Origin of the sequence: Auritidibacter sp. NML100628, assembly GCF_003185985.1 — a bacterium.
Lineage (GTDB): Bacteria > Actinomycetota > Actinomycetes > Actinomycetales > Micrococcaceae > Auritidibacter > Auritidibacter ignavus.
In genome coordinates this window covers 1-14347 of sequence record NZ_QHLP01000003.1, presented here as the reverse complement: position 1 = coordinate 14347, position 14347 = coordinate 1, and the positions used below count along the sequence as shown (strand labels likewise).

Sequence of the window (14347 nt, the reverse complement as noted above, 5' to 3'; positions counted from 1 at the left end):
CCAACTACGCTCGATTAGTTGGTCGCCGCTTCTTGGAGCTCCACGATACCCGTCTGGCGTTGCCCTGAGGAGTCCTCCCAGACCACCTCGACCTCGTCGCCGACATTGCGAGACCGAATGACTGTCGAGATGTGATCTGAGCTATTGGCTACTATGCCATCAACCGAAATAAGTCGATCGCCGGCACGGAGACCGGCTTCTTCAGCAACCGATCCGGACAGCACGTCCTCAACCATCACCTGATGATCGGCACCACTGATGATAATGCCCAACGCACCGTCAGCTCCGATCGAAACAGTCTCAGACTCCTCACCAGCCAAGACCTGCTCCACCACAGACAACACCTGGGTAATGGGCACGGCGAAACCCTCGACCTCTTCACTGGTAGTCCCTTCTGAGACGGCCGTGGTCAGCCCAATCACCTGCCCATCTCCGTCCACAGACGGTCCGCCGGAATATCCGGGCACAACGTCCTGAGTCATCTGCATGACCCCGGAGATGCGGGAGGGATCACCGCCCTCACTGAACTCTGACGACGCCAGGATCGTGACATTCAGATCTGAGACCTCCCCCACAACAGAGGTCAAGAACCCCTGCCCACCCCCGTTGCCGACCGAAGCGGTTCGATCACCAATATCTGGGGTCTCAGTGTTAATGGAGGCCACCTGTAAGGCGGGAGCATCCACGATCTGCAACACCGCAACGTCATGCTCAGCATCTCGGCCCAGCACCGTGGCCGTATACGTTTCGCCCGTATCGGCTACAGTTACCGAAACCTGCGACGAGCCTTCCACCACGTGGTAGTTAGTCACCGCCAGCCCCTCTTCGCTGAGTACCAAACCGGTACCGGCCCCAAAGGCCGCCAGGTGAGTGGTCTCCACTAAAAGCACCCCCGGCGCTTCATCGAGACGTTGCCCTGAATCAATCTCAGTACTACCCCATCCCGTAGCACTACCCGGGACCGAAAAATCCACCGGAATTCCCTCATGGGCCAACTCCAGTTCGTCAGCCAGTTCCGTCGCAGTATGATCCTGCTGAGGCCCTGCATCATCCTCTGTCAGTGGCTGATTCCGGTGCTGAGTATTGACGGCGGTGTCGGCGGTCATTCCTTGGAACGTTTGGAACCCCACCAACAAGACCCCATAAGCCAACACCGCAGCCGCGATAAAGCCCAAGACAATGACGGTCCAATAGCCTGCACCGTGTGAAGAGGGCTGCGGTGACCGTGCTGGAGCGCTCGACCGAGGCGGAGCCTGCGGTAGTTGGGCGGTCGGTGTCGGATCGTACAAATGAGCGGGATCACCGTGAGGTGACCCCGCTTCGTTCCGGCGGTTCTGATCTGAAAAGTGCAGAGTTAGCTCCGTTACACTCACCGATTACTGCAATGCGGCGAGCGCCTGTTCGTAATCGGGCTCATGAGACATTTCCGATACCAATTGTACGTAGCTGACTTTACCTTCTTCATCGAGCACTATGACTGAACGGGCTAGCAGACCAGCCATAGGGGCATCCGCAATGGTGATCCCATAGTCCGTTCCGAAACGAGAACGGAATGCTGAGGCATTGGTAACCTGGTCGATTCCTTCAGCGGCGCAGAAGCGACTGTGCGCAAAGGGCAGGTCCATCGAGACGTTGAGTACCACGGTGCCATCTAAAGAAGTTGCCTCTTGATTGAAGCGACGGACCGAGGCTGCACACACTCCCGTATCCAGCGAGGGGAAGGTCGAGATGAGCAATTTCTTGCCAATAAAATCATCGCGTTTGATATCCGACAGATCGGTTCCGGCCAGCGTGAAATCGGGGGCGAGGTCTCCGATGGCGGGGAGCTCACCGCTGGTCTGAATGGGCTGGCCCTTCATATTGATTGTTGCCATACAATTAGCATATGGTCTGAAGCGTGGAACTAGCTAGCACTGCCCAACACAGCAATATCACCGACACTGCTCTAGTTCTCGAAGGCGGAGGAATGCGTGCCTCCTATACCGCTGGGCTGGTGGTCAGCCTGTTGGAGCAGAACATTCTTTTCGACTTTGTTGCTGGCATTTCGGCGGGCTCCACCCTGGCCGTCAACTACGTCGCACAGGACCCCTTGCGGACCCGTCGGAACTTTGTGGAATTCGCAGGTGATCCTCGGTTGGGTAGCTGGTGGACCTGGTTGCAGGGCCACGGTGTGCTGAATTCCAAATACATCTACGAAGATTCCTGCCGTTCTGAAGGCGTTCTACCCTTTGATTTTCAGGTCTACCGGGACAACCCCGCTCAAATTCAGCTGGGTGGTTTCAAAATGGCTACCGGCGAAACCGTATGGTGGGACAAAGAAGCCACCAGCACGGAGGCTGCGCTCATGCGACGGGTGAGAGCATCCTCGACCATCCCGATCTTAATGCCGAAGGTGAACGTCAATGGCGAGCTGTTCCTCGACGGTGCTTTCGGGATTGACGGTGGGGTGCCACTGTCGACGGCACTGGAGCACGGCTATGAGAAGCTACTCGTGGTTATGACCCGGGAAGAAAGCTACTGGAAAGACAAGCAACGCTTCGAGCCGGTGATTCGATCTTGGTTCCCACGTTATCCGGCTGTCATTGACGCCATGCTGACCCGGCACGAACGCTATAACGAAACCAAAGAAAAGCTCTTCGAATTGCGGGATCAAGGCAAAGCCTATCTGTTCATCCCCGAGGTCATGCCGGTTAGCAGTGGTACCCGAGATTTGCGCCTACTTCGTGAAACATACGAGCGTGGCTACCGACAGGCTCAGCGGGAGCTTCCCGCTATTCAGGAATTCCTCGACCTACGCTAGAGACTTGGTTCCCAGGCTAACGGTAATTTTCCGCTGGTTCGGGAAGTCCAAAGACTCGGTCAAAGAAGTAGGCATAGACCGGATTGTAAATCAGGAAAAATACCAACAGCACCGCTTCGAGAGCCAAGGCCTCCCAGATGGAGACGTTTAAGATCACGGCAACGGCGGGAATCAGGATACTCAGCAACCCTGTCTCGAATAGGACCGTGTGCAACGCGCGGACCCACCAGGGTCGATGCGTGATTCCGCTGAGACGCTCGAGGTTTTCAAAGATCCAGTTGAACACCAGGTTCCACGTCAACGCGACCGTAGAGGACACCACCCCGACCAGAAAACTGGATGAGGACGCGTGACCCAGCAAGAACAAAATCAGGGTCGTGAATCCGACGGCCAATCCCTCGAAAACCACCGCATAGCAGATTCGGCGCAACAGCGGCGAGGCGAAGACACGCCGGTTGACCCACGCCGGTTTGCCTCCGGGGCCGACGGGGACCCGTGGAATGTCTGATCGTTGCGAGGCGGTCGTATCTTTTCTATCGGTTGGTGTGGTCACGATGTGCGAGGTTATCAAATAGTGTAGGCGGTCGTCTCTTCACGGTATGCCCTCGGGCCGTTGTTAGGCGTCAGTGGGGTACAAGCTATCGAGAAAGGACTTAAGCAGGGCCACGAATTCTTGCGGTTTTTCGGAATGCACCCAGTGGTTGGCGCCGCGGACAGTGGACTTTCGCACCTTGGGAAATAGCTCCCGCATCACCACCGCACTGTCGTCGTCGATGTAGTTCGACTGCTCCCCTTTGATCCACAGCACCGGCCCTTCATAGCTCGCGGTGAGCTCTGGGAACCCTGCGATGGCGTCCAGATTCTGATACAGCATCTCCAAGTTGGGTTGCCATTGGTATCCGCGATCGGTACGTCGCAGGTTTTGCATAAGAAATTGCCGAATCGAGTCTTCCGGGATAGGCTCTGCTAGTTGCTCTTCGATTTCGGAGCGCTCAGACACCGATTGCAAGTCAACCGATCGCAAGGACCCTAACAAATGATCAAAGGTCGAGTAGTTGCCGGTATCGGTAGGAGATATATCTTCAACAATCAGTGCTTTGAGGAGATCAGGGTGCCGGAGCGCAAGAGTCATGGCCACTTTGCCACCCAGAGAGTGACCCAGTAGCACGATCGGTTCCTCGCTACCGAAATCCGCCCGTAGCATCTCGGCGACCTCGTCAGCGATTTCTACGTAGTCGAAGTCGCGGGTCCAATCACTGCGCCCGTGATTGGGCAGGTCAATCAATAAGCTAGTTGCATCATCGGCCAGTGCTTTCGCCGGCGAGGTGAAATTTCGACCGCGTCCCATCAGTCCATGCATAAAGGCGATTCGACGCGGTCCGCCTTCGATTCGATGCGTGGCAATGTGCATATTTCCAACCTAGCGGATTCGATGCAGATGGAAGCGACCGAACGTCTCGCAAGGTCGCAATCGAGCGTGGCATCCGTGCATGTCAACGGCTGGTCCGACAACTGTTGTGACCTACTACGTCGTATTTTTATCCACCGGAAAAACTGTCCGCCAGATCGCGGATGAGACCTGGTGTCACGTGATTAAACGAATATCCTTAAAAGTGTCCTTGCGATCACAAGAACAACTGAAGGGATATAAACCATGGCAGAGAACCTACTCGACTTCACTGGTAAGACCGCCCTGATCACAGGTGGCGCAACCGGGATCGGTCGTGCAACTGCGCGAGTTTTCGGCCAGCAGGGTGCCAATGTCGTAGTGGCCGATGTAGCTTCCGAAGCCGAAGAAACAGTTGACCTGATTGTTCAAGATGGTGGCACCGCAACATTTGTCGAAACCGACGTGACAGATTCCGATTCGGTGAAAAACGCAGTGGCAACCGCGGTCAACACCTACGGTGGACTGGACGTAGCTTTCAACAATGCTGGTGTTTCCGCTCCGGACGCTTCCGTCCCGGACATGGATGAAGAAGCCTTTGACAAGGTGAGCGCGGTCAACCTCAAAGGTGTCTTCTTAGCTTTGAAGCACGAGGTCGGGTACATGAAAGACAACGGTGGCGGAGCCATCGTCAATACCGCATCCATTGCCGGATTGATCGGAAATTACAACATGTCTCCCTATGTTGCCAGTAAGCACGGTGTCATTGGACTCACCAAGGCCACGGCCCTCGAATTCGCCGATCAAAACGTTCGCGTCAATGCGGTAGCTCCCGGACTTGTTGCCACTCCCATGACTCAAGAGTGGCTTGACGACCCGGAGACCCGAGACAAGGTTATTGGAGATACCCCCATCGGCCGTGCCGCGGAACCTGAAGAAAATGGTCAAGTAGCGCTCTATCTAGCATCGCCTCTAGCGAGCTTTGTCACTGGCACAGTTCTTCCAGTAGACGGTGGCCAGACGGCGCAGTAATTGTTCATCCCCTGAGCTAAGGTTGGTGCCCGCCGGCTCGGTGGGCACCAACCTTTTGTGTTAAACGTGAGCTTGCCAAGACCAGGCGTAATCCTATCCATATCAAGGGCATCTTGATGCCAGTCAGCGCGCCAGTACAGTCACACGACCTAAAAGATCCAGGAGCCATAGACATCTAGGACTCCAGATGTGTGGTGCCTTATTCCGTATCCGTGTTGCGGTCGGCCATGAGGCGCCAGTCGTCTCGAAGTATTCAGCACATCTCCATCACGAGCGCAACGACATTTCGAAACTTTCCCGCCCCACCGTCTCAGTAGTGTAGCGTTGGCGTCCTTCGAGGACGGAAAAACCATCACGTGCCCTGGCACCCGATGTCATACACCGTCCGAAAGAGTGACAGGATAACTACCCATTACTGGATGCACTGCTCAAATCATCGCCGCACAGTCTGACGCCCTCACCGTCAGCGCTATCTCGTTTCCCTGTTGTAGCGAACAGTTCACTGGCACGCTATTCGGGAACAGCGGTCACACCGCACTATGCCTCGCTCAAGAAACGAGGCCAGCTATGGCCGCATTCATTAACCGGGGTGCCTCATGTCAAGATCCCCGCGAAAGGTAGGCCGTGCCTCAGACAAATAATCCCCGGATGTTCGATTAGCTGGCGCGGCGGTGGATCTTGATGCCAGCAGGGTGTGGTGGCCGATCAGCGGCGTCAAGTTCGCGTTGGAGTTGGCGGGTTTTAGCAGCAGCTAAGCGGATGAGTTGCTGCTGGATGGCATCAATTTCGGTGGCCATTGCCGCAGGGTCCAGACTGGCCTTGTAAGCAGCAAGTTGTTGGTGTTGTGCCGGGCTGAGGATCCCCGACGCCACAAGGCGCTGATAGGGCGAGGTGGGCTGATCATAGACTCGTTGGCGGCGGCCCACCGCGTCGGTGGTCCAGCCGGTGGGTTTTTTGGTTGGCGTGAAGAAATTCAGTCGATCATTGACCAGTGGCCATAACCGCTGTAACAGCGCCAGTTCCTCGGCGGTGTCGTAGCGGTAGTAGAACCCGTATTTGCGCACCGCGTGATGGTTCTTGGATTCGATGGTGGCTTGGTCGTTTTTCTGATAGGGCCGGCCACGGGTGAAAAACACTTTGTGGTCGGCGGACCAGTCCAACAGGTCGTAGTTCATGAATTCACTGCCGTTGTCGAAGTCCATGGCGGTGACCAGGTACGGGATCGCGTCTACAAAGTTGGTGCAGGCGGCCACAACGTGTTTCGCAGCGTTATTGCGGATCGCGGTGGTGTAGACCCAGCCGATGCGCACATCGGTGAAATTGACACTGCGCACAAATTCGCCTTTGAGCGTGGGCCCGCAGTGGGCCACCGTGTCGACTTCAAACACTCCGGGTTCGTCGTCGAGCTCGTCACCGGCTTTACGAATCGTGATCGAATTGCGCAACAGGCTATCGGGTTTGGTAGCGGCTTTGCCTCGGATCGGATCCTTGGCCCGCACCGGTTGCAAATACCGGTCAATCGTGGCAGCACTCATCGCCAATAACTCTGCTCGTACTGTGGCGCTGTAGCGGTTGTGACCGGCCACCAGCCCACCGTAGGCCTCCAGGCCTTCGAGCCAATCAGCCATCGAGGCAGCCAAATATCTGCCCGATAACCCACCCGAGACCGACCACACCGACTGCAAGACTTTCACGGCGTCATAGGAGTATTTGCGGGCCTTGGTCTTGCGCCGATCGATGACCGCCACCGTCGCGGTGGCCCGACCCTTAGGCTGAGCTAATCGGCGCTTGAGCTGCTGACGGGCATGATCCCGGTGCCAGCCAGTCAGCTCCACCACCGTATCCAGAATCTGACCCTTGACCTTCTTGGAAGCCGCAGCATACCTGGCCGCATAGTGCTTGGTGACTTCAATCCGAGTCTGCATCGAAACATCCTTATGCGTCATACCCCATCGTCGCCCCACCCCAGCCCACCGGTAAAGACATTTCGCGGGGAAAACTACCTGAGGCACGGCCCCTGCCTACGCGGGGACTTTCTATGAGTCTCGTCGTTAACTTGCAATTCTGCGCAAAAGCTGTTTTAATGAATCACTCGTCTCGCTGGAAATCGCACCCAGATCATGTTCCAGCACGCGACGCGCAGACATCGTGAACCTGACGATGTAGCATTCTCGCGCTCGATATATCCCAACAGCTGGCACCCACCGGTTTTAGACAAAACTCCCTACCGGTTTCTTCCTTAGGCTGTGCCACCAGATATCCGTCCCGCTAACGTGCACGGATCTCACCTACACGCGTGGAAACGACATTCCAGCCCCTGCTGTTGGCGTCCTTGAGACGAATTTGCCTCGCGCAAAACGCTACGACCCACTGAACGTTATTGAACTTTTGAAAGGATTATGATGAACGCAACGACCGCACAGTTAAATCAACTCTTGAGTTTGGCCACAGAACTGCAAGGTCACACCGTTACGAGCCTGGACGCAATTACTTGCCTTGATCTCACTCAGCGAGAGCTGGACGGTAATATGAAGAGCTCCGAGGCGTCGCTACACATCGCCACGTTGCAATCGCGACTGGCATTGGCCGCCTAGTCTGGAGTATCTTGCTTCTTTTTCTTGGCGGTAGCTTTGATAGCTTTCTTGGTTTCGCGGACCGCAGCCAGAGATTGTTCGTCATAAATGTCTGCCACCGAGCGCATTGCCTCCGGGTCGCCATATTCTCCGGAGGCTTCGCGCCATCCGGATCCAGAGAATCCCAACTGTTTGCCTAAGAGTGCCAAGAATATTTTGGCTTTCTGGTCGCCGTAACCAGGGAGTTTCTTCAACCGCTTGAGCACCGTTGCCCCGTCGGGGTCTCCTTGGGTCCAGATGGCGGAGGCGTCACCTTCATATTCGTCGGCGATCACGCGACAGAACTTTTGCACCCGTGTTGCCATGGAACCAGGGAAACGATGGACCGCAGGTGACTGTTGGAAGACTTCCACCAGTTCGTCCGGGTCGTAACTAGCCAGGGCTTCGGCCTCCATGACGCCTGTTCGATCGGCAATTTTCTCTGGGCCAGCAAAAGCCAGTTCCATGGATACTTGCTGGTCGAGCAACATGCCAATCATCAGCGCGAGTGGGTTGGAACTCAGTAAACGATCCGCGGATTCATTCTGGCTCAGGTGCAGTTCAACGGTCTCAGACATAGTCTCATTCTGTCATGGTCTCCCTACTGAATTCATCGGTTGCTGTGGTGGCGAGTTAGCTAAGGCGCTGCTCAGGATACCGCGACAGGTTCACCGGAATGACAAGGCTGGTCCAAAACACCTAGCCAACGTGGACATCGACGTACCAGAATGGTGAGCAATTGAGATTGTTCTTGGGCTGTCGAGCCCCTAACCCACCCCAGAGAAAGCAGGTCCTCATGAGTGAGCAGTTAATGACATACAACCGTTTAGGACGAGCCGGTATTAAGGTCAGTGAGCTGTCTTTCGGTTCCTGGGTGACTTTCGGCTCCACTCTGGATACCGGCTTGGCGAAGGAATGCCTCCAGGTCGCCGCCGAATCCGGGGTCAATTTCTTTGACAACGCCGAGGTGTACGCCGGTGGTGCCTCGGAAACGATCATGGGCCAGGCCATCTCGGAACTGGGCTGGGCTCGGCACGATTACCTCATTTCGACCAAGCTTTTTTGGGGCATCGAGGACAACATCAACTTGCGGAACACACTGAACCGCAAGTACCTCTTCCACGCAATTGAGGGCTCCTTAGAACGCTTGGGTTTGGACTTCGTCGACTTGGTGTTCTGTCATCGTCCGGATCCCGCTACCACGCTTGAAGAGACGGTCTGGGCCATGAGCGACATGGTGTCTTCCGGCAAAGCTCTTTATTGGGGCACATCTGAATGGTCAGCCGAAGAGATTCGTGGCGCCTTTGAGATCGCCGAGCGACACCACCTGCACAAGCCGTATATGGAACAGCCCCAGTACAACCTGCTGAACCGCGAGCGCGTCGAAACAGAGTACGCGCGGCTCTACGAAGACTTCGCTCTCGGTCTTACTACGTGGAGCCCCTTGGCTGGAGGAATACTCACCGGGAAATATCGCAATGGTGCCCCTTCAGGTAGCCGGGGATCCAGTGCGGAACACAGCCACTTGGTTGCCACCGCCACAGCACCAGAGGTTGCAGAGAAAGTGGCACAATTGGGATCTCTTGCGGAGGAACTCCAGGTCACCCCGGCGCAACTATCGCTGGCATGGATCCTCCATAACCCGCGTGTTTCCACCGTGATTACCGGCGCCAGTTCGGTCGCGCAGGTACAGGAAAACATGAAAGCACTCGAGGCTAAACAACGTCTCGATGCATCTCGTTACCAGCAACTGAACGAGATTTTCTCCTAATCAGCGTTGTGCCGTACGAAGCCACTGATGGTCACCAGGCCGTGGCCCCTTAGGGCACTCTGAGTTCTCGGAGCGGATCACGCCGAGAGGCGATCATCGCAGGAATCAGTGCAGCTAATAAGGATGTGATGATCGCTAAGATGCTCAAGGCCAGGAAAAAGCTCCAGTCCGGCAGTGGATCGCCTAGTAGCCATAGCGCTCCACCGCCTATCAGCGTGCCGAGCAAGGAACCGATCACCGACAGTTCGGTGAATTGACATAAGACGAGAGTCAGAATCATCCACCGGGATGCTCCCAATGCGCGACGACGGCCGAAGTCCTTGCGACGCAACATCATCAGCCCCGATAGAATTACGGCCGTCAATAAGCCGGTTAATCCGAGAATGGCCAGAACTAAGAATCGTCCAAATTGTCCCAATTGTCCTTGCACAGCAGAACGAAGTTGTGCCATTTGCTGGCTGGTTTCGACCCTGATGAATTGTGGGTCGGTTACTTCCAAGACCGCAGGGATAGCGTCATTGAGTGCCCCAATATACCCCGGATCTTCAGCAACGACCGTCATCATGGATACGGTTTGGTGACGGCCTTCGTGGTCCTCTGCCGGTGCCGGTACGAGCACGCTCGAACCCAAGTGGCCAAGGTTCTCTGGTGGTATAAAACTTCCCATGAGGGAATAAACCCGTCCATCGGTCAACTGTGCTCCCCCGATGGCTGCCTCGAGTCGCATTTGTTGCACCGCGTCCCGGGCGGCATAGCCCTCGAGCTGGCCATCAGAGCGTTGGTGATATTCGGGAATGCCGGGGATGCTCATGCCCCAGAACTGTCGAACCGCGACAGGACCCCCGCTCGGTGACAATGTGCTATATCCGTCTTGGACCGGGCCGAAAGCTGCGAACCACTCAACGCCTTCAACGCGTTGAATATTTTCCAACGACTTCGTCGTCAATCCCGCATCCGGTTCTGCGTAAATTGTCAAAGATTTGGTTCCGACATCATCGAGGGTAGACACCACAGACTTTTCTGCCCCGACGGTCCGGCCGGTGGTCAGCAGGACCGCAATCATCATTCCACAAACCATCAAGATTGTGACGATGGTGATCACCGGTTGGCTACGGTTCATCGCATCAGCTTCGCGGATGAGGGTCAGGATGCCCGGACCCGTCCGCTTACTTGTGAAAGATGTCACCGGTCAGTCTCCTTCTGAGAAGCTGAGATGTTGGTTGCACGCAGCTGCCAGCGCATGGTCATGGGTCACTATCACCACGGTCGCTCCCGAATCTGCCTGCTGTTGCAACGCCGAGAACACGACCTCCGCAGAGCTGGGATCAAGATTTCCCGTCGGTTCATCAGCTAAAACAATTTGGGGATCTCCCAGCAGGGCTCGGCACAGGGCAATGCGTTGAGCTTGTCCACCTGAAACTTGCCCAGGCTTATGATCTGCACGCAATTCAACACCAAACCGATCTAGTAATGTCATTGCCGCTTCACGATATCGACTTGGCCGTTGGCCGCGATAAACCGCCGCCTCAGTGACATTGGCCATAATTGTTCGCGAGTGGTCCAACGCTGCATCCTGAAACACGAAGCCATAGCAGTGCGCTCGAAGTCTCGCCCGGGACGCATCGGAGAGGTTATCTACCCGTTGATGAGCTAACTGAATGCTGCCAGCAGATGGTGTCAGCATCAGCCCTAATAAATAGAGGAGCGTGGATTTTCCACAACCTGATGGACCGGTGATGGCGGTGGTAGCAGCGGGTTCGAACTCGTACGACCAGTCCTCAAATAAGAGCGCAAAATTTTTGTACCCAAAACTCAGTGATTCGGTTGCCAGGCAAACGTCAGTCATCCTTGTTCACCCGGCAAACGCACCCTGATCCCTTCGTCAACCCCGTCGATGACCGACATGCCTCGCGCCGAGGCTTTGACCGTCACAGAGTGCTTGACACCACTCTCGTCCGTCACATACTGCTCACCAGAGGCATCTGTTGAAATGGCAGCGTCAGGAACGGTGACACCTTGTACTGGTTCAACGAGTTCGACGACCGTATCCAATAACGTTTCGCTCTGCGTCGACAGCGTCGCACATTGATCGCCGCACACCGGTTTGTCATCTGCTCCGACAACGGCTAATTCAATGGTTTCAGCATCAGCTTGGTCATTTCGCTGACCGACAACTCCCTCCCACACCTGGTCCTCGTGACTAATTTTCACGGCAGTTCCTGTGGCGATCATCTCGGCCTGTTCAGATGTGACGCGTAACGCAAACCGAGGCGCAGTCGGCAACGCATTGATGATTTCTTCACCACCGTTCAGAGACGAACCAACGGTGAGACCATCACCCGCGATGCTCATGCGGGCGGGCAAGGTCGGGACGAAGACGATGTCACCTTGACCAACCACTCCGTTATCGTCAACTCCCAGGGCCTTCTGCCACGCCTTAATCCCGTCGACTGTTCCGGAACCGACTTCACCATCTGCTCTGCCGTGGTAGTAGCCCAACGCTCCGAGCATCACCTGGAGTTGCCGAACATCTTCACCTTTGTCTTTTTCTTTGATCTCCCGGTACATCGGCACGTCACCTTGAGCAATGCTCACCGCACGCCCATCCACCGTGTAGGCGCGAGCGCCGTTGCCGGCACTCTGATCCGGACTGATATCAATACTCGTGAGCGTGCCAACGGCTTGATTACGAGCTACAGGTTGAGCGCGCCATACGGCGGCGGTGTTCAGCCTGAGCTCATCGCCAACTTCACCAGAGCTTGTCTCCGTCAGAGTGTAGGCGCGTTCCTGAAGAACTTCTGATGGGGGTTGAAGAACCGTTTTCAGCCCCCATCCAACGCCAACACCTACGGCTAGCACCAGCACCGCGCCCAACGCCAGCTTCAACCAGGTCATGGGTGACCTTCGGGACGTCAGGGACTGAATATTATGGGATCCCACGTCAGAGAACCCTCCTGCTCACGTGTGACTTAGCCTTCAAATTTCGAGAACGGGCAGTCCTCGTAGCGAGAATAGTGCTCTTCACTCGACATATCGGGATTATCGGGATCAGCACGCGGGTCCCAGTCACTGGTACCACTGAGCACGCCTTCTTTAAAGACTTCGAAGCTCGGCGGTTCAGCCACGTTGTGACCGTGTTCCACCATGCACTCTGAGACTGCAACTGCAGTGTCATATTCATCACGCCACTGCTCGTCGCTCATTTCAGATAAAGGCACATTATCGTCACCAAATTGGTCAAAGCAGGCTTCACGATCGCGCTCTACTGCTTCTGCCTGGTCCTCGTGGTACCCATTCGGGAACTCAATGGATCCGTCGCGGACGTCAACCGTGACATCCCATCCACGGTCCTTCATGCAGTTCCCAACTCGCTCAATGTCCGTGATCTCTGCATGGTTATTTTGATTTGCATCAGGCGAAGGGTTTTTTTCGGCCCCATCGGAGCCATCCTCGTTAGTAGTCCCACAGCCGGACAATCCTGCAACCAGCAGGACAGTAGCAGTACCTTGGACACAGCGAGTCAATATTTTTCTAGTATTAAATAGACAGAACATCATAACCTATCCGTTATTTTTTGCAATCTCATGAGAGCTCTGTCTTAGTGATCGCAAAAGATCCGGGCAGCTGTAAACCGTCCTCCAGCACCATTACTGACATTGCTAGAGGTGATGATCTTTTGTTTGGTGTAAAAAGTCGTCTTACGATACTTGGCCCCTCCTTTGAAGGATTTTTCGTATCTCACATCGCCACGAAGTGCCGTGTGAACGATGGTGCGGTTACCGGTAGCCGTGGTCGCCGCCGTGCCACCTGTACAAGATTTTCCGCCAAGGTTCCGGCTTGCTGCCTCAGCCGGATGTATTCCAGAAAACATCAATCCAAAGATCATTAAAAATGTAAACGTCACCACGACAAAAGGTCGCTTAGAGGGGATGTATGACGAGTTCTTCTGCGATACTTTCACTGCGCTCATTGCGCGCTCCTTTGCACCAAGTCTCCCCAGACGAAGAGACATGAAAAGTATCACACACGAAGCTTGTAAGGTCAAGGAGAATTTTTTGTCTTCATTTTCCTGCATATTGTGTTTATTTTCGACATGCAGGTCGGGGCTCAAGTCTAAAACGAAAGCTGAAACACCCCGCGCACGATCGCGCTGATCCCGCCGAGTCCCGCCAGCGTCATGGCCATTCGTCGTGCTAAGAGAGCGGAAACATAGCGGGACAATAAAAGTGCGATCGCCAGCCCGCCCACTATTGCCACCACAAGAAAGACCACTAACACGGCTAACGAGACTCCGGCCTCTGGGGAATCCTCCACCGCCCCCGTCCACAGTTTCATCACCACCGACAGCGCTCCCATGGTCATAAAGATCGGTTGCAGGGTGGCGGCAAATGAGCGCTGGTCCCAACGTGAGATTCGAGCATAAATCACCATGACCGGGGCAGCGACCCCTGAGGTTGAATTAAATAATCCTCCAAGAGTTCCTGTCACGACCGTGGCGGTGCGCCCAGTGAACTCTGGTAGATCTCGCAAGGACACAGTGATCAGCAATGCTAGAACGATAATTGTCCCGAGCAGGATGGACAACCACACGACGTACCTTATTCATATTGAGCGCGTAGCTCAGGTCGTGCCTCACGTATCGTGAGCGCGAAGCCATAGTGTGAACGCATGGATAAGGACATTGTCTCGATGAGTGCTCGGATTGAAGTCACCAAGCAATTACGTAGGGATTATCGCACGGGGTC

At 55.2% G+C, this 14347-nt stretch carries 16 protein-coding genes; 4 read left to right on the top strand and 12 right to left on the bottom strand.

The annotated features are described in order from the left end of the window. Window positions 1-14 precede the first annotated feature (14 nt). Together DCC24_RS03470 and tpx are read right to left on the bottom strand one after the other, a co-directional pair. Window positions 15-1175: a S1C family serine protease gene (locus DCC24_RS03470; RefSeq protein ID WP_146206270.1), complete on the bottom strand. Its 1161-nt coding sequence runs from the start codon at window positions 1173-1175 to the stop codon at window positions 15-17. A 201-nt stretch (window positions 1176-1376) separates the two neighbouring features. Continuing rightward, window positions 1377-1874, bottom strand: a complete 498-nt coding sequence (gene tpx / locus DCC24_RS03465) for a thiol peroxidase (RefSeq protein WP_110098537.1) — start codon at window positions 1872-1874, stop codon at window positions 1377-1379. Between the two features lie 23 nt (window positions 1875-1897). On the opposite strand from tpx, the gene DCC24_RS03460 reads away from it, so the two are divergent. Next, window positions 1898-2800, top strand: coding sequence for a patatin family protein (locus tag DCC24_RS03460; RefSeq protein ID WP_233491967.1), 903 nt, complete (start codon window positions 1898-1900; stop codon window positions 2798-2800). 16 nt (window positions 2801-2816) lie between these two features. Here the strand turns inward: DCC24_RS03460 and DCC24_RS03455 are convergent, their stop codons facing one another. Next, entirely contained in the window at window positions 2817-3353 is a 537-nt protein-coding gene (locus tag DCC24_RS03455) for a PACE efflux transporter (RefSeq protein WP_233491966.1), read from the bottom strand. Between the two features lie 63 nt (window positions 3354-3416). Beyond that, the gene (locus DCC24_RS03450; protein ID WP_110098535.1) at window positions 3417-4211 is read right to left on the bottom strand and encodes an alpha/beta fold hydrolase; all 795 of its coding nucleotides are present in this window, start codon (window positions 4209-4211) and stop codon (window positions 3417-3419) included. Window positions 4212-4454: 243 nt separating this feature from the next. Here DCC24_RS03450 and DCC24_RS03445 point away from each other — a divergent pair, with 243 nt between their 5' ends. Next, window positions 4455-5219: an SDR family NAD(P)-dependent oxidoreductase gene (locus DCC24_RS03445; protein ID WP_110098534.1), complete on the top strand. Its 765-nt coding sequence runs from the start codon at window positions 4455-4457 to the stop codon at window positions 5217-5219. Window positions 5220-5875: 656 nt separating this feature from the next. Here DCC24_RS03445 and DCC24_RS03440 read toward each other — a convergent pair. Beyond that, entirely contained in the window at window positions 5876-7144 is a 1269-nt protein-coding gene (locus tag DCC24_RS03440) for a transposase family protein (protein WP_233491965.1), read from the bottom strand. A gap of 474 nt (window positions 7145-7618) precedes the next feature. Here DCC24_RS03440 and DCC24_RS03435 point away from each other — a divergent pair, with 474 nt between their 5' ends. Then, on the top strand, window positions 7619-7813 hold the full coding sequence (locus tag DCC24_RS03435) for a hypothetical protein (RefSeq protein ID WP_146206269.1): 195 nt from the start codon (window positions 7619-7621) through the stop codon (window positions 7811-7813). Here DCC24_RS03435 and DCC24_RS03430 read toward each other — a convergent pair. Then, window positions 7810-8409 (bottom strand): HhH-GPD-type base excision DNA repair protein, encoded by a 600-nt coding sequence (locus DCC24_RS03430; protein WP_110098531.1) that lies wholly within the window; start codon window positions 8407-8409, stop codon window positions 7810-7812. The genes DCC24_RS03435 and DCC24_RS03430 overlap by 4 nt on opposite strands. Before the next feature lie 218 nt (window positions 8410-8627). Between DCC24_RS03430 and DCC24_RS03425 the strand changes: the two genes are divergently transcribed. Continuing rightward, entirely contained in the window at window positions 8628-9602 is a 975-nt protein-coding gene (locus DCC24_RS03425; protein ID WP_233491964.1) for an aldo/keto reductase, read from the top strand. 49 nt (window positions 9603-9651) lie between these two features. Here DCC24_RS03425 and DCC24_RS03420 read toward each other — a convergent pair whose 3' ends face one another. The 6 genes from DCC24_RS03420 to DCC24_RS03395 form a co-directional block, all read right to left on the bottom strand. Continuing rightward, window positions 9652-10788: an ABC transporter permease gene (locus DCC24_RS03420; RefSeq protein ID WP_110098529.1), complete on the bottom strand. Its 1137-nt coding sequence runs from the start codon at window positions 10786-10788 to the stop codon at window positions 9652-9654. A 3-nt stretch (window positions 10789-10791) separates the two neighbouring features. Beyond that, window positions 10792-11448: an ABC transporter ATP-binding protein gene (locus tag DCC24_RS03415; protein ID WP_110098528.1), complete on the bottom strand. Its 657-nt coding sequence runs from the start codon at window positions 11446-11448 to the stop codon at window positions 10792-10794. Continuing rightward, window positions 11445-12497 (bottom strand): peptidoglycan-binding protein, encoded by a 1053-nt coding sequence (locus DCC24_RS03410; protein ID WP_110098527.1) that lies wholly within the window; start codon window positions 12495-12497, stop codon window positions 11445-11447. The genes DCC24_RS03415 and DCC24_RS03410 overlap by 4 nt, the downstream gene beginning before the upstream one ends. Before the next feature lie 74 nt (window positions 12498-12571). Continuing rightward, complete coding sequence (locus DCC24_RS03405; RefSeq protein ID WP_110098526.1) at window positions 12572-12958, bottom strand: hypothetical protein; 387 nt, start codon at window positions 12956-12958, stop codon at window positions 12572-12574. Between the two features lie 242 nt (window positions 12959-13200). After that, window positions 13201-13677 (bottom strand): hypothetical protein, encoded by a 477-nt coding sequence (locus DCC24_RS03400; protein WP_158524584.1) that lies wholly within the window; start codon window positions 13675-13677, stop codon window positions 13201-13203. Between the two features lie 38 nt (window positions 13678-13715). After that, complete coding sequence (locus tag DCC24_RS03395) at window positions 13716-14090, bottom strand: hypothetical protein (RefSeq protein ID WP_146206268.1); 375 nt, start codon at window positions 14088-14090, stop codon at window positions 13716-13718. Window positions 14091-14347 lie beyond the last annotated feature (257 nt).